At 58.2% G+C, this 23,242-nt stretch carries 22 protein-coding genes; 7 read left to right on the forward strand and 15 right to left on the reverse strand.

Annotated elements, in window-relative coordinates:
• Positions 1-97: 97 nt before the first annotated feature.
• Positions 98-952 carry a beta-lactamase regulator AmpE gene (gene ampE / locus ABLU50_RS04700; RefSeq protein ID WP_004204361.1) on the reverse strand — a complete coding sequence of 285 codons (855 nt, stop codon included), beginning with the start codon at positions 950-952 and terminating at the stop codon, positions 98-100.
• Positions 949-1,512 (reverse strand): 1,6-anhydro-N-acetylmuramyl-L-alanine amidase AmpD, encoded by a 564-nt coding sequence (ampD, locus tag ABLU50_RS04705; protein WP_023319732.1) that lies wholly within the window; start codon positions 1,510-1,512, stop codon positions 949-951. Before ampD ends, ampE begins: the two co-directional genes overlap by 4 nt.
• Positions 1,513-1,645: 133 nt before the next feature.
• Here ampD and nadC point away from each other — a divergent pair, with 133 nt between their 5' ends.
• The 4 genes from nadC (at position 1,646) to hofC (ending at position 5,742) form a co-directional block, all read left to right on the forward strand.
• Entirely contained in the window at positions 1,646-2,539 is an 894-nt protein-coding gene (gene nadC, locus ABLU50_RS04710; RefSeq protein WP_017901176.1) for a carboxylating nicotinate-nucleotide diphosphorylase, read from the forward strand.
• 180 nt (positions 2,540-2,719) lie between these two features.
• Positions 2,720-3,151, forward strand: a complete 432-nt coding sequence (ppdD, locus tag ABLU50_RS04715) for a prepilin peptidase-dependent pilin (protein ID WP_004204358.1) — start codon at positions 2,720-2,722, stop codon at positions 3,149-3,151.
• A gap of 10 nt (positions 3,152-3,161) precedes the next feature.
• Positions 3,162-4,547 carry a type II secretion system protein GspE gene (gene gspE, locus ABLU50_RS04720; RefSeq protein ID WP_087833101.1) on the forward strand — a complete coding sequence of 462 codons (1,386 nt, stop codon included), beginning with the start codon at positions 3,162-3,164 and terminating at the stop codon, positions 4,545-4,547.
• Positions 4,537-5,742 carry a protein transport protein HofC gene (hofC, locus tag ABLU50_RS04725; protein WP_087833102.1) on the forward strand — a complete coding sequence of 402 codons (1,206 nt, stop codon included), beginning with the start codon at positions 4,537-4,539 and terminating at the stop codon, positions 5,740-5,742. The genes gspE and hofC overlap by 11 nt, the downstream gene beginning before the upstream one ends.
• A 36-nt stretch (positions 5,743-5,778) precedes the next feature.
• On the opposite strand, the gene ABLU50_RS04730 is transcribed toward hofC, so the two are convergent.
• Positions 5,779-6,822, reverse strand: a complete 1,044-nt coding sequence (locus tag ABLU50_RS04730) for a GMP reductase (RefSeq protein ID WP_087833103.1) — start codon at positions 6,820-6,822, stop codon at positions 5,779-5,781.
• 343 nt (positions 6,823-7,165) lie between these two features.
• Between ABLU50_RS04730 and coaE the strand changes: the two genes are divergently transcribed.
• The 3 genes from coaE to yacG are packed head-to-tail and all read left to right on the forward strand — an operon-like array spanning position 7,166 to position 8,733.
• Entirely contained in the window at positions 7,166-7,786 is a 621-nt protein-coding gene (gene coaE / locus ABLU50_RS04735) for a dephospho-CoA kinase (protein ID WP_023319728.1), read from the forward strand.
• Positions 7,786-8,529, forward strand: a complete 744-nt coding sequence (gene zapD / locus ABLU50_RS04740; RefSeq protein WP_087833104.1) for a cell division protein ZapD — start codon at positions 7,786-7,788, stop codon at positions 8,527-8,529. Before coaE ends, zapD begins: the two co-directional genes overlap by 1 nt.
• Positions 8,530-8,538: 9 nt before the next feature.
• On the forward strand, positions 8,539-8,733 hold the full coding sequence (gene yacG, locus ABLU50_RS04745; protein WP_004204348.1) for a DNA gyrase inhibitor YacG: 195 nt from the start codon (positions 8,539-8,541) through the stop codon (positions 8,731-8,733).
• 52 nt (positions 8,734-8,785) lie between these two features.
• Here yacG and mutT read toward each other — a convergent pair whose 3' ends face one another.
• The 12 genes from mutT to murD form a co-directional block, all read right to left on the reverse strand.
• Entirely contained in the window at positions 8,786-9,178 is a 393-nt protein-coding gene (gene mutT, locus ABLU50_RS04750) for an 8-oxo-dGTP diphosphatase MutT (protein ID WP_017901183.1), read from the reverse strand.
• 57 nt (positions 9,179-9,235) lie between these two features.
• Entirely contained in the window at positions 9,236-11,941 is a 2,706-nt protein-coding gene (gene secA, locus ABLU50_RS04755) for a preprotein translocase subunit SecA (protein ID WP_004204346.1), read from the reverse strand.
• A 62-nt stretch (positions 11,942-12,003) separates the two neighbouring features.
• Positions 12,004-12,501 carry a secA translation cis-regulator SecM gene (gene secM / locus ABLU50_RS04760; protein ID WP_205425892.1) on the reverse strand — a complete coding sequence of 166 codons (498 nt, stop codon included), beginning with the start codon at positions 12,499-12,501 and terminating at the stop codon, positions 12,004-12,006.
• Between the two features lie 323 nt (positions 12,502-12,824).
• Positions 12,825-13,742, reverse strand: a complete 918-nt coding sequence (gene lpxC, locus ABLU50_RS04765; protein ID WP_002888632.1) for a UDP-3-O-acyl-N-acetylglucosamine deacetylase — start codon at positions 13,740-13,742, stop codon at positions 12,825-12,827.
• A 100-nt stretch (positions 13,743-13,842) separates the two neighbouring features.
• Positions 13,843-14,994, reverse strand: a complete 1,152-nt coding sequence (gene ftsZ, locus ABLU50_RS04770) for a cell division protein FtsZ (protein WP_002888628.1) — start codon at positions 14,992-14,994, stop codon at positions 13,843-13,845.
• A 62-nt stretch (positions 14,995-15,056) separates the two neighbouring features.
• Positions 15,057-16,319, reverse strand: a complete 1,263-nt coding sequence (gene ftsA, locus ABLU50_RS04775) for a cell division protein FtsA (RefSeq protein WP_004204343.1) — start codon at positions 16,317-16,319, stop codon at positions 15,057-15,059.
• Positions 16,316-17,146 (reverse strand): cell division protein FtsQ, encoded by an 831-nt coding sequence (ftsQ, locus tag ABLU50_RS04780; protein WP_004204342.1) that lies wholly within the window; start codon positions 17,144-17,146, stop codon positions 16,316-16,318. Before ftsQ ends, ftsA begins: the two co-directional genes overlap by 4 nt.
• A 1-nt stretch (position 17,147) precedes the next feature.
• Positions 17,148-18,068, reverse strand: a complete 921-nt coding sequence (locus tag ABLU50_RS04785) for a D-alanine--D-alanine ligase (RefSeq protein ID WP_087833106.1) — start codon at positions 18,066-18,068, stop codon at positions 17,148-17,150.
• Positions 18,061-19,536, reverse strand: coding sequence for a UDP-N-acetylmuramate--L-alanine ligase (gene murC, locus ABLU50_RS04790; protein ID WP_017901185.1), 1,476 nt, complete (start codon positions 19,534-19,536; stop codon positions 18,061-18,063). The genes ABLU50_RS04785 and murC overlap by 8 nt, the downstream gene beginning before the upstream one ends.
• A gap of 47 nt (positions 19,537-19,583) precedes the next feature.
• On the reverse strand, positions 19,584-20,654 hold the full coding sequence (murG, locus tag ABLU50_RS04795) for an undecaprenyldiphospho-muramoylpentapeptide beta-N-acetylglucosaminyltransferase (protein WP_017901186.1): 1,071 nt from the start codon (positions 20,652-20,654) through the stop codon (positions 19,584-19,586).
• Positions 20,651-21,925, reverse strand: coding sequence for a cell division protein FtsW (gene ftsW, locus ABLU50_RS04800; RefSeq protein WP_004204337.1), 1,275 nt, complete (start codon positions 21,923-21,925; stop codon positions 20,651-20,653). The genes murG and ftsW overlap by 4 nt, the downstream gene beginning before the upstream one ends.
• Entirely contained in the window at positions 21,925-23,241 is a 1,317-nt protein-coding gene (gene murD / locus ABLU50_RS04805) for a UDP-N-acetylmuramoyl-L-alanine--D-glutamate ligase (RefSeq protein WP_087833107.1), read from the reverse strand. Before murD ends, ftsW begins: the two co-directional genes overlap by 1 nt.
• Position 23,242 lies beyond the last annotated feature (1 nt).

Genomic DNA, 23,242 nt, shown 5'->3' on the forward strand with positions numbered 1-23,242 from the left:
CAGTGTGGGTCTCCAGGCCGGATAAGCGCAACGCCATCCGGCAAATAACGCCCCAGATGTAAGGGTATCGTGGCAGGTAGAGTACGAGCGCAGGCCGTTACACCAGGGTGCCGTAAATCGTCAGCAGCGCCATGATCACCACCACCACCAGCGAGGTTTTCTTGGCCATCGACACCGCGGCCTTCGGGGTCGCCACTTTATCCACGTGCGGTTCACGAGCCAGGGAATACTGCGCCAGGCGGGTCAATACCTGATACTGCGACGAATGGCGGTCGCCTAACGATGCAAACCACGCCGGGAGCGCTTTCTCTCCATGCCCCACCAGAGCATAGACAACCCCCACCAGACGCACCGGCAGCCAGTCCACAATATGCAGGATACCATCGATTCCGGACTGCAAACGATGATGCGGCGTCTGGTAGCGCGCCAGCCACGTCTGCCAGGCACGCAGGACGCTATAGGCGATAAGCGTCAGCGGCCCCCACGCCCCACCGACCACAAACCAGAAGAGTGGCGCCAGGTAGTAACGATAGTTAATCCATAGCAGCGCATTTTGCAGTTCGCTAAGGTACTCGCGCTCATCACAGCCCGGGGGGACGCCGTGTATCAACGTCAGCTCGCTAGCCATCGCATCGCAGGCGCGGCTGTCATTGCGCGACGCCGCTTTCAGATAGGCATGATAGTGCAGCCGAACCTTACCGGCGCCGATGCACAGCAGGCCTAGCAAAATCCAGAACACCAGCAGCGGTACGTTGAACAGCTGCCCCTGCAGCAAGCGCTGAATAATGTAGACCACCGCGACGGCGACCAGGGTCATCAGCAGCGTTCCCGGCAACGAGAAATGTTTTATCCGGCGGAACGCCACCTCCAGCCGATGATCAAGCTGCCAGTGTTCGCCCAGTTTAAACAGGCGTTCAGCGATAAGCACCAGCAGCGTAGTAAACAGCGTCATGAGGTCTCCTTTTCGGACGGCGCGCTGAGCAGCGCACGAAATTTTTTCCAGTCAAAGGCCGGTCCCGGGTCCGTCTTGCGAACGGGCGCGATATCGCTATGGCCCGTGATGTTTGCGGCGATGGCAGGATAAATCGCGATAAGCAGATCCGTCACCGCCGCCAGCTGCTGGTACTGCGCATCGGTATACGCCAGGGTATCCGTGCCTTCCAGCTCTATACCGATGGAAAAGTCATTGCAGCGTTCACGCCCCTGATAGCTGGAGACACCCGCATGCCATGCACGCTTATCGAAAGGCACATACTGCACGATTTCACCATCACGGCGAATCAGACAATGCGCCGAAACGCGCAGATGAGCGATCTCGGCAAAGAAAGGATGCGCGTGAGGATCCAGGGTGCCGGTGAACAGCGCGTCAATCCATGGACCACCAAATTCACCTGGCGGCAGGCTGATATTATGCACCACCAATAAGGAAGGGGCCTCTTCATCCGGACGGCAGTCATGGTGCGGCGAGGGAACCCGCCGCGCGCCGACCAGCCATCCCTCGTTCAACTGCATGCGGGATCTCCTTTCGCGAACTCATGCTTCCGGGCCACACGCCGGCCCAAAGGATGAAGTGTGTATGGTACTGAAACGTCGTTCAGGTTAGCATGTTTCCCACTTCTGAATCTTATCTATCTGGAGCTTTATCATGTCGCCTCGTCGTTACAACCCCGACCGCCGCCGTGACGTGCTGCTGGAACGTATTAATCTCGATATTACCGATGCTGTCGCACACTCCCTGCGGGAAGATTTGGGCGGCGAAGTCGACGCCAGCAACGATATTAGCGCACAATTATTGCCGCAGGATGCACGCTCCCATGCGGTGGTCATTACCCGCGAAGATGGCGTCTTCTGTGGTAAACGCTGGGTGGAAGAGGTCTTCATTCAGCTCGCCGGTGACGACGTGAATATCACCTGGCACGTCGCCGATGGCGATGCGGTCAAAGCCGATCAACCCCTGTTCGAGCTGGAAGGCCCATCGCGCATTCTGCTCACTGGCGAACGTACGGCGCTGAACTTTGTACAAACCCTCTCCGGCGTCGCCAGCGTTGTCCGCCGCTATGTCGACCTGCTGGCGGGCACCAAAACCCAACTCCTGGATACGCGCAAAACGCTGCCAGGGCTGCGTACCGCTTTGAAATACGCGGTTCTCTGCGGCGGCGGCGCCAACCACCGCCTGGGGCTGTTCGACGCTTTCCTGATTAAAGAAAACCACATCATCGCCTCCGGCTCGATCCGTCAGGCGGTGGAAAAGGCGTTCTGGCTGCATCCTGATGTGCCGGTGGAAGTGGAAGTGGAAACGCTGGATGAGCTGGAGCAGGCGTTAAAAGCCGGGGCCGATATCATTATGCTCGATAACTTCACCACCGACCTGATGCGCGAGGCGGTGAAAATCACCGCTGGCCAGGCGGCGCTCGAGGTCTCCGGCAACGTCACCTTTGACACCATCCGCGAATTTGCCGACACCGGGGTCGACTATATCTCCGTCGGGGCCCTGACCAAACATGTGCAGGCGCTCGACCTGTCGATGCGTTTTCGCTGAAGATTGGGCCTTCACGTTTCCGGCGTGAAGGCCTGAATTTGCGACCCGACTCGCAGCCGCTCTTGCTCACCATGCAATCCCGCTAAAAACCCTGGAACCCGGTTTCCCGGATCGTTTTCGTCTCCTCGCCTGTCCCCCTGAATCCCGTCACAGTGCTTCTGTCACAACAAGGAGCGACTTATGGATAAACAACGAGGTTTTACCCTGATTGAACTGATGGTGGTCATCGGCATCATCGCCATTCTCAGCGCCATCGGCATCCCGGCCTACCAGAACTACCTGCGTAAAGCCGCCCTCACCGACCTGCTGCAGACCTTTGTCCCCTACCGGACGGCAATTGAACTTTGCGCGCTCGATCATGGCGGCCTGACGACATGCGACGGCGGCAGCAATGGCATCCCCTCGCCAACCACCACGCGCTACCTCTCCGCCATGAGCGTGGCAAAAGGGGTCGTTACCCTCACCGGCCAGGAAAGTCTCAATGGACTGGGCGTCACCCTAACCCCGACCTGGGATAACGCCGAGGGCGTCACCGGCTGGCAGCGGGTCTGCACTATCACCGACAACAGCGCGCTTCAGCAGGCCTGCGAAGACGTCTTCCGCGTGAAGTGAGGGCGACAACATGAAAACAGAACAGCTGCTCCCTCTCTGTCGTCGCCATCACGCCCTGCTGCTGCACAGCGATGAGCAGACGATATCCATTGCGGTGGTCGATACCCCGCCGACGGAGCTAATGGAGGCGCTACGTTTCGCGACGCAAAAACGGATCGATATTGAATGCTGGAGCCAGGAGCAGATGGATAAGCGCCTGCAAGTCCAGGAAAAGCAGGCGCTGCTGGCGCAAAATGCAGGCCCGGAAAACATCGCCGAACGGGTCAATCAGATCCTCGAGCAGGCCCTGCGTCAGCGGGCCTCCGATATTCATATCGAACCCACGGAAACGCACTTACGGATCCGCCTGCGTGTCGATGGCGTGCTACACGCCCTGCCGCTGCTGGCGCCCGAGCTGGCCGCGCCGGTTATCGCACGACTCAAAGTGATGGCCAGTCTCGATATCGCCGAGCATCGTTTGCCGCAGGATGGTCAGTTCGCGCTGAACCTCGCCGGACGGCCGCTCTCCTTTCGCATCGCCACTCTGCCCTGCCGCTATGGCGAGAAAATTGTCCTGCGCCTTCTGCATCAGGTTGACCAGGCGCTGGATCTGGAGGCGCTCGGCCTCTCATCCTCTCAGCTGGCGGCCTTCCGCCAGGCGCTGAATCAGCCGCAGGGGCTGCTGCTGGTCACTGGCCCAACCGGAAGCGGGAAAACGGTGACCCTCTACAGCGCTCTGCAGGTGCGAAACCGGGAGCAAGTGAACATCTGTAGCGTCGAGGATCCTCTGGAGATCCCCATCGCCGGGATGAACCAGACGCAAATCAACCCGCGCGCCGGGCTGACCTTTCACAGCGTACTGCGCGCCCTGTTACGTCAGGACCCGGATATTGTGATGGTGGGTGAAATCCGCGATGCCGAAACCGCTGAAATCGCGCTGAAAGCCGCCCAAACGGGTCATCTGGTGCTCTCTACTCTGCACACCAATTCCACCAGCGAAACCCTCACCCGCCTGCAGCAAATGGGCATCGCCCGCTGGATGATCTCCTCTGCGCTCTCGCTGGTTATCGCCCAGCGTCTGGTCCGCAAGCTGTGCCCCCACTGCCGGCGCAATGCCGGCAGTGCCGCCGACCTGCCGCACAGTCTGTGGCCCCGCCCGCTGCCGCGCTGGCAGGCTGCGGGCTGCGAACACTGTTATCACGGGTATCACGGCAGGCTGGCGCTGTTCGAGGTCTTGCCTGTCACTCCGGGGCTACGTCAGGGGATAGTCCAGGGGCTCAACGCCATTGAGATCGAATCTCTGGCGCGAGCCGCGGGCATGATGACGCTCTTCGAAAGCGGATGTCAGGCTATCGAACAGGGCTTGACCAGCCTCGAAGAGGTGGTGCGGGTGCTGGGGATCCCCCATGGCGACTAAGCGTCTCTGGCGCTGGCGAGGCGTTGATGCGCAAGGCGCTCCTTGTCAGGGGATGCTATGGCAAGCCAGTCGTCCGGAGGTGCTGCATCACCTCCAGCAGCAGCGCATCCTGCCGCTGGCTATACGCCGCTGTACGGTGAAGCAAAGCCTGTGGCACCCGCGCTACAGCAGCGAAACAATCCGCCAGCTGGCTACCCTGCTGCAGGCCGGGCTACCGCTGGCGGAAGGGTTATCGCTGCTGGCTCAGCAGCAACCGCATGCGCAGTGGCAGGCGCTGCTTGAGGCGCTGGGCCGCGAACTGGCCCAGGGCGTGGCTTTCTCTGCCGCACTGGCGCAGTGGCCGCAGGCTTTTCCGCCACTGTATCTGGCGATGATTAGCACTGGCGAACTGACGGGCAAGCTCGATATTTGCTGCCAGCAGCTGGCCAACCAGCAGCAGGAGCAGCAGCGGCTCGCCGGCAAGGTCAAGAAGGCGCTGCGCTACCCGCTGATCGTGCTCACACTGGCGCTGCTGGTGGTGCTGGGGATGCTTTATTTTGTCCTTCCTGAATTCACTGCCATCTACCAGACGTTCAATACGCCGCTGCCGTTATTAACGCGAATGGTTATTGCGGCAGGGGACATGCTGAGCCGCGGCTGGCCGTTACTGCTGGCCTTTCTGCTGGGCCCGCTGCTGCTCAACCAGCTGGTCCGGCAGCGCGCCGACTGGCTGCTGCGTCGCCAGCAACTGCTTAACGCGCTCCCTCTCATCGGCCCCCTGATCGGCGGCCAACAGCTAAGCCTGATATTCACCGTTCTGGCGTTAACCCAAAGCGCCGGCATCAGCTTTCTACAGGGGCTGCAAAGCGTTGAAGAGACCCTGTCGTGCCCGCTGTGGCGCCAGCGCCTGGCGCAGGCCCGCGCGCTGATCGTTCAGGGGGATCCGATCTGGCAGGCGTTAAGCCGCTGCGGCGGTTTTACACCGCTGTGTCTGCAGCTCATCCGCACGGGGGAAAGCGCGGGGGCACTGGATCAGATGCTGGAAAACCTGGCGCATCATCATCGTGAGCAGACCCATCAGCGAGCCGACAATCTGGCTGCGCATCTGGAACCCCTGATGCTGGTGATAACCGGCTCGCTGGTCGGGATCCTGGTGGTGGCGATGTATTTGCCCGTTTTTCATCTGGGCGATGCCATTGGCGGGGCGGGAGGATAAGCAACGCTGGCACCGCGCAGGCGCCAGCGCAGCCGGTTACAGGCTATTGAATACCCGGTTCTCTTGTTCCTGAACGCGGATAAAGGTGGTGCGTTTGGTCAGCTCTTTCAATCGCGAGGCGCCAACGTAGGTGCAGGCAGAGCGCAGGCCGCCGAGAATGTCGCGCGCGGTATTGTCCACCGGGCCACGCAGCGGCAGCTTAACGGTTTTCCCTTCCGCCGCGCGGTATTTCGCGACACCGCCCACGTGGCGGGTCATCGCCGATTCGGAGCTCATACCGTAAAACAGCATGAATTTTTCACCGTTCTCTTCAACCACAGTACCGCCGCTCTCTTCGTGGCCCGCCAGCATACCGCCGAGCATCACGAAATCAGCGCCGCCGCCGAAGGCTTTCGCCACATCGCCCGGCATGGTGCAACCGCCATCGCTGATGATCTGGCCGCCAAGGCCATGTGCGGCATCAGCACACTCGATCACGGCGGAGAGCTGCGGGTAGCCGACCCCGGTTTTGACGCGGGTGGTGCAGACGGAGCCCGGGCCAATGCCAACTTTGACGATATCGGCGCCGGAGAGGATCAGCTCTTCACACATCTCACCGGTGACCACGTTCCCGGCGATAATGGTTTTTTGCGGCCAGGCTTCGCGCGCCTTCGCCACAAACTGGACGAAGTGTTCAGAGTAGCCATTGGCGACGTCAATGCACACAAAGTTCAACTGTGGGTTCTGAAAGAGGATCTGTTGCGTTTTATCGAAATCCGCATCGGAAGTACCGGTGGAAACCATCACATGCTTGAGAACGTCTGCGGATACGCTCTGGACAAACGCCTGCCATTCTTCCGCGGTGTAGTGCTTGTGTACTGCCGTCAGAATGCCAAAAGTGGCCAGCGCTTTCGCCATGCTGAAGGTGCCGACGGTGTCCATGTTAGCCGCAATAATCGGCACACCGGACCAGGTCAGGCCTGAATGTTTAAAGGTGAATTCACGTTCCAGCTCAACATCAGAACGGCTTTTGAGGGTAGAGCGTTTCGGGCGGATAAGAACGTCTTTGAAACCAAGCTTCAGATCTTCTTCAATACGCATGTGCGAATTCCTGGGGTTAATGGCATTAATGTGAGAGCACAACTCCAGTGACGTTATCATACGCACGAATCAGGCCCGCGCAAGACTGCGATTTTCACTTTTTTTACGCTACAATCGTATAAATTTACCTGGTGAATGGAGAAAAAAGCGCTTATATCTCCACCCGCCAGCGCATTATTTTTAACCATTTGATTTGCTTGATTAAAAGAAACAGAATAGCGGACGGCGCTCCCGGCTGGCACGGGGCCATCACGATAAGATCGCTGTCGCCTCTCCGGCATACTGCCCGTCCTCGCTGTCTGAATACTAAAAATACGAGCAATCCGTTTCAGGGTCAGAAGATATGGGGTACACAGTCGCGTTAACAGGCGGGATTGGCAGCGGTAAAAGTACGGTCGCCGACGCCTTCGCGCAGCTCGGGATTAAGGTTATCGATGCCGATGTTATCGCCCGCCAGGTGGTCGAACCCGGCACCCCGGCGCTCCAGGCCATTGCTGACCACTTCGGGCCACAGATGATTGCCCCCGACGGCACGCTAAACCGCCGTCTGCTGCGGGAAAAAATTTTTGCTCAGGTGGAGGAAAAAGCCTGGCTCAACGCGCTGTTGCATCCGCTGATTCAGCAGGAAACGCGCCGCCAGATGCAGGCCGCCACCTCCCCTTATCTCCTCTGGGTCGTACCTTTGCTGGTCGAAAACCGCCTGTCCAGCCAGGCCGATCGCGTACTGGTCGTCGATGTGCCAAAAGAGACGCAAATCGAACGCACCATGCTGCGCGATAAGGTCAGCCGCGAACATGCTGAACATATTCTTGCCGCCCAGGCCACGCGCGAGCAGCGCCTGGCCATCGCGGACGATGTTATTGAAAACACTGGCACGCCGGATGCAGTGGCATCGGATGTTGCCCGCCTGCACGAAAAGTACTTAACGCTGGCATTGCAGGCCGCCTCACAGGAAAACTCGTAATGCATACCCCCGTTCTGTTTGAACATCCTCTTAATGAGAAAATGCGCACCTGGCTGCGCATCGAATTTCTGATCCAGCAGATGGCTTTCCATCCGCAGATTGCCAGCCATGCCGATGCGCTCCATTTTTTCCGTAACGCCGGCGATCTGCTGGATGTCCTGGAGCGCGGCGAGGTGCGCACTGACCTGGTTAAAGAGCTGGAGCGCCAGCAGCGTAAGCTCCAGTCATGGGCAGAAGTGCCGGGAGTCGATCAGGAGCGCATTAACGCGCTGCGCCAGCAGCTCAAGCAGTCTTCCAGCACCCTGATGGCCGCGCCGCGCATTGGTCAGTTTCTGCGTGAAGATCGCCTGATTGCGCTAGTGCGCCAGCGCCTGAGTATCCCTGGCGGCTGCTGCAGCTTCGATTTACCGACCCTGCATATCTGGCTCCATATGCCGCAGGCGCATCGTGACGAGCAGGTGGCCAGCTGGCTTGCCAGCCTCGATCCATTGGTCCAGTCCCTGAGCCTGATCCTCGATCTGATTCGTAACTCCGGACAGTTTCGCAAACAGACCAGCCTCAATGGCTTTTATCAGGATAATGGCGAAGATGCCGATCTGCTGCGCCTGCGTCTCGATCTGGCCCACCAGCTTTATCCGCAGATCTCCGGCCATAAGAGCCGTTTCGCCATCCGCTTCCTGCCGCTGGACAGTGAGTATGGGATCGTGCCGGAGCGCTTTGATTTTGAACTGGCCTGCTGTTAAGGAGATAACATGTCAGAAGAGACCATCGTCAATTGTCCGACCTGCGGCAAAAACGTGGTATGGGGCGAACAAAGCCCCTATCGTCCGTTTTGTAGCAAACGCTGCCAGCTGATCGATTTGGGAGAATGGGCAGCAGAGGAGAAGCGCATCCCCAGCGCGGGCGATCTCTCCGACAGCGATGACTGGAGCGAACAGCAGCCCTGATTTGACGGCACGCTAACCCAACGCCAGTTGGGTTAGCCTCCCAACCTGGGGTTCAGCCCTGGGCGATAAGTTTGCGGATAACCGGTTCATTCGCCGGGGGAAACGCTTCCGGATCCAGCGCCTGCCGCGTCATCCACTGTCCCGGCTGCCCCTCTTTACCCCAGGGCTCGCCTTCCCAGCTTTCCACGAGGAAAAACCACAGCGTAATGTGGCGATCGGGGAACTGATACTCCAGCTTATCAAATAGTGAAAAGGTAGTGGCCGTAATTCCCACCTCTTCCTGCAGCTCGCGGATCAACGCCTGCTCCGGCGTTTCATCAGATTCAATCTTCCCGCCCGGGAACTCCAGCTTATTCGCCATATGGGCATCCGCGGCGCGCTGGGTAATAAAGATGTCGCCTTCTGGATTGCGAATTATCCCTACGGCGATTTGCAGTTTTTTCATTGAATCAGCTCCATAAAAAAGGCGCAGAACTCTGCGCCTTTGTTTTTTTATCAGCCCTTAGCTCAGACGGCCATGGCACTGTTTGTATTTTTTACCGGAACCGCACGGGCAAGGATCGTTACGCCCCACTTTACGTTCGCCGGTTTGTGCCGCCAGATCCTGTGCAGCGGCTTCATCATCGCTCTGATGGCTGAGCTGCTGCATCTGCGCCAGGCGCTCGGCCTCTTCACGACGTTGCTGCTCCATCGCCTCGACTTCTTCCGGCATCCGCACCTGCACTTTGCTCAGGGTGCTGATCACTTCATACTTCAGTGACTCCAGCATCGCGGCAAACATAGAGAACGATTCGCGCTTGTACTCCTGCTTCGGATCTTTCTGCGCATAGCCGCGCAGGTGGATACCCTGGCGCAGGTAGTCCATCGCCGCCAGATGTTCTTTCCACAGTGAATCCAGAGTCTGGAGCATCACGCCTTTCTCGAAGTGGCGCATCATTTCAGCGCCGACCACTTCTTCTTTACGCTGGTAGGTCTCTACCGCGCTCTGCAGAATACGTTCGCGCAGGGTCTCTTCATGCAGCTCCGGCTCTTTATCCAGCCACTCTTTGATTGGCAGGTCGAGGTCGAAGTCGTTTTTCAGACGCTCCTGCAGGCCTTCGATATCCCACATCTCCTCCAGCGACTGCGGCGGAATATGGGCATCGATAGTCGCCTTAAACACGTCTTCGCGGATGCTGTTGATGGTTTCGCTGACGTCAGACACGTCCAGCAGTTCGTTACGCTGGGTGTAAATTGCCCGGCGCTGGTCGTTGGCCACATCATCATATTCCAGCAACTGCTTACGAATATCGAAGTTACGGCTCTCGACTTTACGCTGCGCGTTGGCGATAGCCTTGGTGACCCACGGGTGCTCAATGGCTTCGCCGGGTTTCATTCCCAGTTTACGCATCATGCCGGAAACGCGATCGGAGGCGAAGATACGCATCAGGGCGTCTTCCATCGACAGGTAGAAGCGGGAAGAACCGGCATCCCCCTGACGACCGGCACGGCCGCGCAGCTGGTTATCGATACGGCGTGATTCATGACGCTCGGTACCGATAATGTGCAGGCCGCCTGCGGCCAGTACCGCATCGTGGCGCACCTGCCAGTCGGCTTTGATTTTTTCAATCTGCTCAGGCGTTGGATTTTCCAGCGCCGCGACTTCCGCCTGCCAGCTACCGCCGAGCATAATATCGGTACCACGGCCCGCCATGTTGGTAGCGATGGTCACCGCGGAAGGATAGCCTGCCTGAGCGACGATATCCGCTTCGCTGGCATGGAACTTGGCGTTCAGAACGTTGTGCTTAATGCCGGCTTTGGTCAGCTCACGGGAAACCACTTCCGATTTTTCGATCGAGATTGTCCCCACCAACACCGGCTGACCGGCTGCGGTACGGGTTTTGATATCTTCGATAATCGCCTGAATTTTTTCCGCTTCGGTCATATAGACCAGATCCGCCATGTCTTTACGGATCATCGGACGGTTGGTCGGCACGACCACGGTATCCAGCTTATAGATAGAGCTGAATTCAAAGGCTTCGGTATCGGCGGTACCGGTCATCCCCGCCAGTTTCTCATATAGACGGAAATAGTTCTGGAAGGTGATAGAGGCCAGGGTCTGGTTCTCGTTCTGGATCTCCACGCCCTCTTTGGCCTCAACGGCCTGGTGCAGACCATCGGACCAGCGGCGGCCCTGCATTGTACGACCAGTGTGCTCATCGACGATGATAACTTCGCCATCTTTAACAATGTAGTCAACGTCGCGGGTGAACAGCGCATGGGCGCGCAGCGCGGCGGTGACGTGGTGCATCAGCATAATGTTGGTCGGGGAGTACAGGGACTCACCTTCATCCATAATGCCTTCCTGTACCAGTAGCTCTTCAATCAGCACCAGACCACGTTCGGTCAAGTTAACCTGACGCGCTTTTTCATCCACCGAGAAGTGGCCTTCGCCGGTGAAGGTGTCCGAATCTTCTTTTTCCTGACGGATCAGGTGCGGAATGATCTTGTTGACCTTACGGTACATTTCAGAGCTGTCTTCCGCCGGGCCGGAAATGATCAGCGGCGTACGCGCCTCATCGATCAGGATGGAGTCCACCTCATCCACCAGCGCATAGTGCAGTTTACGCTGAACGCGCTCTTCCGGGCTGAAGGCCATGTTGTCGCGCAGGTAGTCGAAGCCGTATTCGTTGTTGGTGCCATAGGTGATATCGGCAGCGTAGGCTTCACGCTTCGCCGGCGCCGGCAGGCCGGACATGTTGATGCCAACCGTCATGCCGAGGAATTCAAACAGCGGGCGGTTATTTTCGGCGTCACGCTGCGCCAGATAGTCGTTGACGGTCACCACGTGAACGCCTTTGCCGGTCAGCGCATTGAGGTAGGCCGGCAGGGTCGCGGTCAGGGTTTTACCTTCACCGGTACGCATCTCGGCGATGCAGCGATCGTTAAGCACCATACCGCCCAGCAGCTGGACGTCGAAGTGGCGCATGCCGAACACACGCTTACTGGCTTCGCGAACGACGGCGAACGCTTCAGGGATCAGGTTTTCCAGCACTTCGCCTTTTTCCAGGCGCGCGCGGAATTCAGCGGTTTTCGCTTTCAGCTCGTCATCAGAGAGTTTTTCCATCGCCGGTTCCATACCGTTGATGATATTGACGACTTTGCGCATACGACGCAGCGTACGGTCGTTACGGCTGCCGAAAACCTTAGTTAACATTTTAATAAGCATAATAAAATCTCAAACGCCCCGCGGTGCGGAGTCACAAAAAATAGGATGGTCCGTGGTTATTTTCAGCTGAGACGTTGAGGGCCTGCGCGGATCCCCGCTACCTGGCTTATCCAGGCGCTGACGCGGAAGGCAGAATATGAGGAAGGGATATACGCCGCCTGGCGGATCACTACCGGCGGCGTACTGTCCTGCGTCAGCAGCGCGCTGAGCGTGTCGAGCAGCGCCAGATGCTGCGCCTGCAGCGGAGACGCTTCTTCCACCACCGGCAACGCCTGCGGCGCCATGGCGAAAGAGAGATGACGAATAACGGTGCGAATGGCATGCTGATGCCAGTAGTCGACGGTAAAGTTGGGCCGGCGATTCGTCTCCAGCAGCGCCAGCTGGGAGAAATTAACTTTACTCGGGTTGTGGTTGCTGGCGGTCGCCTTTGCTGGCGTCGCGGTCTCATGGCCGTTGCTAAGCGCAGGCAGGCCGAGGCTGGCCGCGACCATCCCCAACAGGAGATGCGGCCAAAAATACCGTCTGCCAAACTGTCGCCAGCGCGTCAGCAATCCACTCACGTTCATTACCTTTCTTTGGTATACCCGTCGTCGTTCAGGCTGTCTCTTTATTGACGTTTTTCGCAGGACAACCTGATGTCCACGGGGTAAAGCAACCCGGAGAAATAATTTTGCGCTCAAATACTAACATTAATAGCGCGCTGAGGCAGCATGAATGAAGGCCGTTGCCCTGGGAAAACGCTTAATAAAGCAGCGAACGCGCGCTAATTATTACCCAGCGATCGCAGCGAAAAATAACGGGAAGAGGCTATAAAAGAAAAACGACTGGTTCCCTGGTCGGAGAGAGTACCAGGTTACCAGTCGAATTTACTGAATGGTCAGGCTTACGCCAGAACCATCGACGGTGCGCGGAACGCCATTGGCAATTTTGCGTCGTCTTCGAAGGTCACATACTCCCAGGCTTCCTGTTTTGCCAGAACAGCCTGCAGCAGTTTGTTGTTCAACGCGTGACCCGATTTGTACGCCGTGAATGCGCCGATAATGTTGTGACCACACATAAACAGGTCACCGATCGCATCCAGCATTTTGTGGCGAACAAATTCGTCTTCAAAGCGCAGACCGTCTTCGTTCAGTACGCGATAATCGTCAACAACGATGGCACAATCGAAGCTGCCGCCCAGGCACAGGCCACGGGACTGCAGATATTCGATATCGCGCATGAAACCGAAGGTACGCGCACGGCTAATCTGACGCATGAACGCATCGGCCGAGAAGTTCAGCGTATAGCGCTGGGTGCTGGCATCAATCGCCGGATGGTTAAAATCGATGGTGAAGTCCAGCGAAAAACCATTGTACGGTTTGAATTCAGCCCATTTGTCGCCATCTTCGACGCGAACCGTCTCTTTGATACGTACAAATTTCTTGGCGCAGTTCAGTTCATCGATGCCGGCGTCCAGCAACAGATAAACGAACGGAGCCGCACTGCCGTCCATAATCGGGATTTCCGGTGCATCGACTTCAACAATAATGTTGTCGATACCCAGGCCAGCCAATGCGGCGTTCAGGTGTTCAACCGTAGAAATCCGCACGTCATGCTCATTAACCAGGCAAGTACAGAGCATGGTATCACGCACAGATTTGGCATCAGCCGGAAAATCTACCGGTGGATTCAAGTCGGTGCGACGATAGATGACCCCGGTATTTGCCGGCGCAGGGCGTAACGTCAGTGTTACTTTCTTGCCGGTATGCAAACCGACACCAGTCGCCTGAACGATACGTTTAAGAGTCCTTTGTTTGATCATCGTATAATCTCGCCAATTTACCTATCCAACCGAAGTGTACAACACTATCGGGAGGCCAGTTTAGCACAAAGAGCGCAGATGCCCAACTTCCAGTCGATTCTTAATCGGCTTGCTTACGCAGGAAGGCTGGGATATCCAGATAATCCGGCTCTTTCGCGGTTTGCGGCGTATTGTCGTTCACCACTTTTGCCGCCGGCTTCTGCTCTTGCGTCAGCGGGGACATACCGTGCTGCTGGTAGCGATCCATCACCGGCTGCTGAACCTGTTTGTTGGTCACCAGGGTAATTTCCGGACGCTTGTCCATGCCGATACCGGTCGCCACTACGGTGACGCGCAGTTCGTCGTTCATATCCGGGTCCAGAGAGGTACCGATAACCACGGTGGCGTTATCCGAGGCAAATGCGCGGATAGTGTTACCCACGGTTTCGAACTCATCCAGACGCAGGTCGAAGCCCGCGGTGATGTTAACCAGCACGCCGCGCGCACCGGACAGGTCGATATCTTCCAGCAGCGGAGAAGAGATGGCCATTTCAGCCGCTTCTTCCGCACGGTCTTCACCGCTCGCCACGCCGGAGCCCATCATCGCGTAGCCCATTTCAGACATCACGGTACGGACGTCCGCGAAGTCAACGTTCATCAGACCCGGACGGGTGATCAGTTCAGCGATACCCTGCACCGCGCCTTTGAGGACGTCGTTTGCCGCGCCGAACGCGTCAAGCAGAGAAATACCGCGGCCAAGTACTTTCAGCAGCTTGTCGTTTGGGATGGTGATCAGTGAGTCAACGTGCTTGGACAGCTCGGTGATCCCCTGCTCAGCAAACGCCATGCGCTTCTTACCTTCAAAATTAAACGGCTTAGTGACCACCGCAACGGTGAGGATCCCCAGATCCTTAGCCACTTCGGCAACAACAGGCGCCGCGCCGGTACCGGTACCGCCGCCCATGCCTGCCGCGATGAACACCATGTCTGCGCCATCAAGGGCCGCACGCAGCGCTTCACGGTCTTCGTCCGCCGCATTACGGCCGACTTCCGGGTTCGCGCCAGCGCCCAGACCTTTGGTAATACCGCTACCGATCTGGATAGTCTGGCCAACAGCCGTTTTACGCAGCGCCTGCGCATCGGTGTTCACCGCGAAGAATTCAACACCCTCAATGCGCTCGCGCACCATGTGTTCAACGGCATTACCGCCGCCGCCACCGACGCCGATGACTTTAATCACCGCGTCGTTGGTCAGTTCCATAGGTTCAAACATAGTTTCTCTCCGTCTTGTGCCTGTCGCCTGAGAACGCTAATTGTCTGCGTTCTCTTAAAAAATTAAAACTCTTTTCGCAGCCAGCTGTTGAGTCGCTTAATCCACGAGCCCACCGACGCCGTCACGCGTTTTTCGACTTCCGCTTCACCACTCAGATGTGACTCTTTTCCGTAGTGCAGCAGCCCCACCGCCGTCGAATAATACGGCTCCTGGGCATAGTCCGTTAAACCGGTGATGTTCAGCGGCGCGCCAATGCGCACCTGGGTATGGAACACGCGCTGCGCACAGGCCGCCAGACCTTCAATTTGCGCCGCGCCGCCGGTTAACACAATCCCCGCCGCCAGATGGTGTTTCACCCCCTGCTGGCGGAGCTGTTCCTGCAGCTGCAGGATCTCTTCATTGACCAGATTAAGCAGTTCGGTATAGCGCGGTTCAATCACCTCAGCCAGCGTCTGACGTTGCAGGCTACGCGGCGGCCGTCCGCCTACGCTCGGTACTTCGACGTTTTCGTCCTTACCGACGATGGAACCCAATGCGCAACCGTGACGAACCTTGATGGCTTCGGCGTCGCTCGGCGGCGTCCCGAAGGCATAGGCGATATCGCTGGTCACCACGTTGCCCGCGTACGGGATCACTTTGGTGTGACGCAGCGCGCCGCCGGTATATACGGCGATATCCATTGTACCACCACCAATATCCACCACGCAGACGCCCAGCTCACGTTCGTCTTCTGTTAATACGGAATAACTGGCCGCTAAACCGGCGAAAATAAGTTGGTCAACTTTCAGACCACAACGTTCCACCGCTTTAACAATGTTTTTCGCCATATCGTTATGGCAGGTAATCAGATGCACCTTCGCCTGCATGCGCACGCCGGACAGCCCAACCGGGTTTTTAATCCCTTCCTGGTAGTCAATGGCGTATTCCTGCGGAATCACGTGCAGGACGCGATGCTCATCGCGGACGCGAACCGACTTCGCGGTATGGACCACGTTTTCGACGTCGTCCAGCGTCACTTCTTCTTCCGAAATCGGTACCATCCCGATTTCATTCTGACAGCTTATATGTTTACCCGAAAGAGCCAAATAAACTGATGAAATCTGGCAATCAGCCATCAGTTCGGCCTGGTCGATGGCGCGCTGTACGCATTTCACCACCGACTCGAGGTCGTTCACACCGCCTTTATCCATACCACGCGATGGGCAACTGCCCACGCCGATGATATTAATCATGCCGTCGGGCAGAACTTCCCCTACTAAAGCGGCCACCTTGGCGGTGCCAATCTCCAGTCCAACTACCAGTTTTCTGTCCGTCGCCTTGATCATTGTTGTTCTGCCTGTGCCTGATTCTGTTGTTGATTAGTTTCCTCTGCGGGAGCAGGTACCCAGCCCACTGCCGCACCCGAGTCATAACGCAAATCAACGTAGCTAATCCGTTTGCCGTCGGTCTGCGCCTGCTGCTGAAGAACCGGGTAGAGTTCCATAAAGCGCTGAAGCCGTTTCATGGTGTCGCCACGACCAAGGTTGAGCTTAATGTCATTATTAAGCGTCAACTGCCAGGAGCGACGGGCGGTCATCGCCGCCACTTTCAACGTGAATTTATCCTTTGCCAGCACCTGCCCCATGTCACGATACCCTTGCAGCACTTCGTTCTCGCTGCCTTCCGGGCCGTATAACATCGGTAAATTCTGTTTGCTGGTGCGATCCGCCGGCACGCTGAAGGCATTTCCCTCTGCATCCACCATATGTTGATCATTCCAGCGCGCAATCGGCACATATTCAACCAGATGAATCTTCAATTCATCGGGCCACTGCTTTCGGACGCTCGCCTGCTTAATCCACGGCAGACGTTCAATCTGACTCTGAATGATGTTCACGTCCTGAGTCATAAAGGTGCCCGGCGAACCCAGCGCCAGGATCGCCTGGCGGATGTCATCATTGCGCGTATAGTGACGCTCGCCGGTCACCACCATCTTCGACAGCGGTAAACGCTGCGCGTCTTCCATCCAGCCAAGAACCATCCACCCGCTGACCAGCACGGTAAACAGCACCGCCAGCAGGAAAACGATCCCTGCCAGCCGCGTTCCATTACTCCGACGCGAAGAAGAAACGTCCTCTTCATGGTTCCGCGTATTCAGCGCAGCCTGCGACATATCACCCCGCCAGGTCCAGAATTCGTACAACAAGCTGGGAGAAGCTCATTCCTGCCTGACGCGCCGCCATCGGTACAAGGCTATGGCTGGTCATGCCCGGAGAAGTATTCGCTTCCAGCAGATAAAACTGGCCATCGCTGTCCAGCATGACGTCAATACGGCCCCAGCCTTTGCAACCCAGAACATTCCAGGCTTTAAGCACCAGGCTTTGAATGGCTGCCTCACGCGCTGGATCCTCCAATCCTGGGCAGAAATATTGCGTCTCATCAGAGAGATACTTCGCCTCATAATCATAGAAGGTTCCAGCCGTCTGGATACGTATTGACGGTAAAATTTCTTCACCGACGATGGCGACGGTAAATTCCGGCCCACTGAGCCATTTTTCGACTAAAACTTCATCATCATGCTGAAAAGCCAACGCCAGTGCACTCGCTAAATCACAGCTTTCGCTGACTTTCGACATCCCAACGCTGGAGCCTTCGCGGCTGGGCTTGATGATGAGCGGCAGACCCAGCGCCGCAATCTGCTGTTCGACATCAGCAGACAATCCGGCGCTAAACTGGCCGCGGCTCAGCGCCACCCACGGCGCGACCGGTAATCCGGCCCCCTGCCACAGCCATTTGCTGCGCAGTTTATCCATTGAAATCGCCGAAGCCATCACGCCGCTGCCGGTATAAGGCAGCTGGATCAGATCCAGCAGCCCCTGCAGCGTGCCATCTTCCCCGCCGCGGCCGTGGAGGGCAATAAACGCTTTCTTAAAGCCCAGCTTTTTCAACTGGGTAATATCGACATCGCGCGGGTCAACCGGATGGGCATCCACCCCGGCTTCACGCAGCCCGGCCAGCACCGCGGCGCCTGAATTCAGCGACACTTCACGTTCAGCGGAGGTTCCACCGAAAAGCACCGCGATTTTATCAGCCATGGCGCTCCTCCTCCGTTTTTTGCGGGATCAGTTTGATTTCAGCCAGGTGACGGGCGATTTTTCCAATGTTTCCGGCCCCCTGCACCAGCACTAAATCGTTGCCGGTCAGCACCGACGCCAGCATCGCCGCGGCCTGCGTCGGGTCGGACACCAGAATCGGGTCAACTTTACCGCGACCACGGATTGTACGGCACAGCGAGCGGCTGTCGGCACCCGGGATCGGCGCTTCGCCTGCCGGGTAGACATCGAGCATCAGCAGCGCATCGACCTGGGTCAGCACGTTGGCGAAATCATCGTACAGATCGCGAGTACGGGTATAACGGTGCGGCTGGAATACCATGACCAGATTTTTATCCGGCCAGCCGGCACGCGCCGCTTTGATAGTGGCGTCGACTTCCGTCGGGTGGTGGCCATAGTCATCGATCAGCATCGCGCTGCCCGCTTTGCCGTTGACTTCCGTCAGCGGATATTCGCCAAGGAAGTCGAAACGACGGCCGGTACCCTGGAAGCTTTCCAGCGCGCGCAGGATAGCCTGATCGTCAATCCCCTCTTCCGTCGCCACGGCGACCGCCGCCGCCGCGTTCAGCGCGTTATGGCGTCCCGGGGCATTGAGCGTCACCTGCAGCAGTTCTTTATCCTGACGCACCAGGCGGAAATGCCCCTGCGCTCCAACCTGACGGTAGTCTTCTACGCGGACGTCGGCGTCGTCGCTAAAACCGTAGGTGGTGATCTGCCGGCCGACGCGCGGCAGCAGTTCTCGGATCACCGGGTCATCCACACACATCACCGCGCGTCCGTAGAACGGCAGGTTGTGCAGGAAGTTAATAAAGGTCTGCTTCAGATTCTCGAAATCGCCATGGTAGGTGTCCATGTGGTCGGCTTCGATGTTGGTAACAATGGCCACCATCGGCTGCAGGTGCAGGAACGATGCATCGCTCTCATCCGCTTCCGCAATCAGGTAACGGCTATGGCCGAGGCGCGCATGGACGCCCGCCGCTTTCACCAACCCGCCGTTGACGAAAGTCGGGTCCAGCCCGGCTTCGGCGTAAATACTGGATACCATCGCGGTGGTGGTGGTTTTGCCATGGGTCCCGGCAATGGCGATCCCGTGACGGAAGCGCATCAGCTCCGCCAGCATTTCCGCACGACGGATCACCGGGATACGCGCCTCGTGCGCGGCGACGATTTCCGGGTTATCGGCGGAAATCGCGCTGGAAACTACGACCACGCTGGCATCGCGCACGTTTTCCGGGCGATGGTTGAAATAAATAGTGGCGCCAAGCTGCGACAGCTGCTGGGTCACCGGATTCGGCGCCAGGTCGGAGCCGCTGATCTGATAACCTTCGTTAGCCAACACTTCGGCAATACCGCCCATACCGGCACCGCCGATGCCGACAAAGTGAATGTGCCGGACGCGACGCATCTCGGGCACTATGGAACGCAGTTTTGCCAAATCTTGTGTATTCATTCTTTACGCCATCAACTTCTGTATTCGGGCGGTGAAAATCACCGCAATTAGCGCGCCAAAGCTACGGCGCTGACCTCTTCTGCTACCCGCTCGGTAGCGTCCGGAATCGAAGCGCCACGCGCTCGTTCCGCCATATCCAGCAAGGTTTCCCGATCCCAGCTCGCCAGAGTAGAGGCTACCGCCTCAACCGTGAACGCCGGCTGTTCGAGAATTTTCGCCGCGCCGGCTTTCTCCAGCGGCAGCGCATTCCAGTACTGCTGACGATCTTTGTGCTGGAACGGTACAAACAGCGCCGGTAAGCCCGCAGCCGCGATTTCGCTAACCGTCAGGGCGCCGGAACGGCATACCACAACATCTGCCCAGGCATACGCCGCGGCCATATCATCAATAAATTCCGTCACTTTATGCTGCGGCTGCCCCGCGGCGGCATAGGCCTGCTGTACGGTTTGCTGGCCGCCTTTACCGCTCTGATGCCAGATGGTCACCGTATCGCCGAGCTTCGCCGCCACCTGCGGCATGGTCTGGTTCAGGACGCGCGCGCCCTGAGAGCCACCGACCACCAGCACGCGAATCGGCCCCTGACGGCCCACCAGACGCTGCCCCGGCAGCGGCAGCGCCAGCACATCTGTGCGCACCGGATTCCCGACCACGTCCGCATGCGGAAAGGCGCCGGGAAACGCCTGCATCACTTTCTTCGCAATCTTCGCCAGCCATTTGTTGGTCAGGCCGGCAATGCCGTTTTGTTCGTGGAGGACCACCGGGATCCCCAGCGACCACGCCGCCAGGCCGCCAGGCCCGGACACATAGCCGCCCATGCCCAGCACCACGTCCGGCTGGAAACGCTTCATGATCGCCCGCGCCTGACGCCAGGCGTTGAAGATCCGCACCGGCGCCAGCAGCTGTGCTTTAATCCCTTTGCCACGCAGGCCGGAGATACGGATAAAATCAATCTCGATGCCGTTTTTCGGCACTAAATCCGCTTCCATACGATCGGCGGTACCCAGCCAGCGAACCTGCCAGCCCTGGTCCATTAGATAGTGTGCGACCGCCAGTCCCGGGAACACATGCCCGCCGGTACCGCCCGCCATCACCATCAACCGCTTTTCCTGACCGCTCATCGAACACCCCGTGTAAACGCCTGGGCTTTTTCCAGACGCGTTTCATAATCAATTCGCAACAACAACATGATGGCCGTCGACATAATCAGCAGACTGGAACCACCATAACTGATCAGCGGCAGCGTCAAACCTTTCGTCGGCAGCATCCCCGCCGCCGCCCCGACGTTAACTAACGCCTGGAAGCTAAACCAGATACCAATCGCACAGGCGAGGAAGCCGGAGAAGCGATGATCGATCTCCAGCGCTTTTCGGCCAATCGACATGGCGCGGAAAGCGACGAAGAATACCATTAAAAGCGCCAGTACCACACCGATATAACCGAGTTCTTCGCCGATGATGGCGAAGATAAAGTCAGTGTGCGCTTCCGGCAAATACTCCAGTTTTTGCACCGAGTTGCCGAGTCCCTGCCCCCACATCTCGCCGCGGCCAAAGGCCATCAGCGACTGGGTCAGCTGATAGCCGCTGCCGAACGGGTCTTCCCACGGGTTCCAGAAGGAGGTCACGCGGCGAATACGGTACGGTTCGGCGAGGATCAACAGGACCACCGCCGAGATGCCCATGCCGATAATAGCGATGAACTGCCACAACTTGGCGCCGGCGAGGAACAGCATCGCCAGCGTGGTGACGAACAGCACCACCACCGTACCGAGGTCAGGCTGCGCCAGCAGCAGGATCGCCAGCACGAAAATCACGCCCATCGGTTTTAAGAAGCCGCGCAGATTGTTGCGCACTTCGTCGGCTTTGCGCACCAGATAGTTGGCGATGTAGCAGAACAGCGACAGCTTGGTGAACTCCGCCGGCTGGATGCGCAGCGGACCGAGGGCGATCCAGCGCGATGCGCCGTTTACCGAGCTACCCACCACCAGCACGATCAGCAGCATGACGATCGAGGCGATCAGCATCGCGGTACTGTGGCGCTGCCAGAAATCCATCGGCAGGCGCAGCGTCACCAGCGCGAGGACAAAGGCCAGCACAATGTACAGGCCGTCACGTTTGGCGAAGAGGAAAGGATCGTTCGCCAGGCGCTGTCCCACCGGCATTGACGCCGAGGTCACCATAATAAAGCCGATCGCCGCCAGGCCGAAGGTCAGCCACAGCAGCATCCGGTCATACATCACCAGACTGTCGTTATCTTTTGGGCGCGAGCCCATCACCCAGCCTTTCAGCGCGGCGAACAGCCAGGCGAAGATAAACATCCCCGGCAGTCGCGGCAGTCTCAACCGAGGCAAGCTCAGCTGCGGCATTCTCAGGCGTGGGAGAGAGAAACGCATCAACCTAACTCCTTCGCCAGGCGGGCAAACATCTCGCCCCGTTGTTCAAAGTTCTTAAACTGATCCAGGCTGGCACAGGCTGGCGACAGGAGAACCATATCGCCCGCCTTCACCAGGGGCGCTATCTGACGCATCGCCTGCTCCATGGTTTCAGTTTGTACCGCCACCTCAGGACGCAGCTCGGCGAGCTCGGCGCCGTCGCGACCAAAGCAGTACAGACGGATACGATCGCCGCCAAGGTAGCGCTTCAGCGGAGTGAAATCAGCGGACTTGCCGTCGCCGCCCAGCAGCAGATACAGCGTGCCATCAAGCTGCAGGCCGTTCAGCGCCGCCTCGGTACTGCCGACGTTGGTTGCCTTCGAGTCGTTAATCCAGCGCACGCCGTTGTGATCCAGCACCAGCTGGAAGCGATGCGCCAGGCCGGTAAAGGTGGTCAGCGCCTTCAGGCTGCTGGCACGCGGCAGACCCGCGGCATCGGCCAGCGCCAGCGCCGCCAGGGCGTTGCTGTAGTTATGCTGACCCGTGATAGACATCTCTTTCACATTGAGGACTTTCTCACCTTTTACGCGCAGCCAGGTCTCGCCCTGCTGACGGTTAAGGTGATAGTCACCGACGTCGATACCAAAGCTGATGCAGCGATCGTCCGCGCCGCGTACCGGCATGGTGAGCGCATCGTCCGCGTTGACCACGCAGGTCTTCGCATTCTCGTAAATCCGCAGCTTCGCCGCGCGATACTGCTGCAGCCCCAGCGGATAGCGGTCCATATGGTCCTCAGTCACGTTGAGGATGGTTGCCGCCACCGCCTGCAGTCTGGAGGTGGTTTCCAGCTGGAAGCTGGAGAGCTCCAGGACATACAGCTCACGATCGGTATCCAGCAGCATCAGCGCCGGCAGGCCGATATTGCCGCCCACGCCGACGTTAATCCCGGCCGCTTTCGCCATCTCGCCCACCAGGGTGGTGACGGTGCTTTTGCCGTTCGAGCCGGTAATGGCGATGATCGGCGCCTGCGCTTCGCGGCAGAACAGTTCGATATCGCCAACGATCTCTACACCAGCGTCTGCCGCCGCACTCAACGAAGGATGGGCCAGCGCGATGCCAGGACTGGCGACAATCAGATCCGCCGCCAGCAGCCAGGTATCATTGAGGCCGCCGACATGGCATTCGACCGATTCAGGCAATTTATCCAGCCCAGGAGGCGCGACGCGGGTGTCCATCACGCGCGGGGTTACGCCGCGCGCCATGAAAAAGTCCACGCATGACAGGCCGGTCATGCCCAGCCCAATAATGACGACTTTTTTACCCTGATAATCTGCCATG

Origin of the sequence: Klebsiella sp. GG_Kp173 (assembly GCF_040062415.1) — a bacterium.
GTDB classification, from domain to species: domain Bacteria; phylum Pseudomonadota; class Gammaproteobacteria; order Enterobacterales; family Enterobacteriaceae; genus Klebsiella; species Klebsiella quasipneumoniae.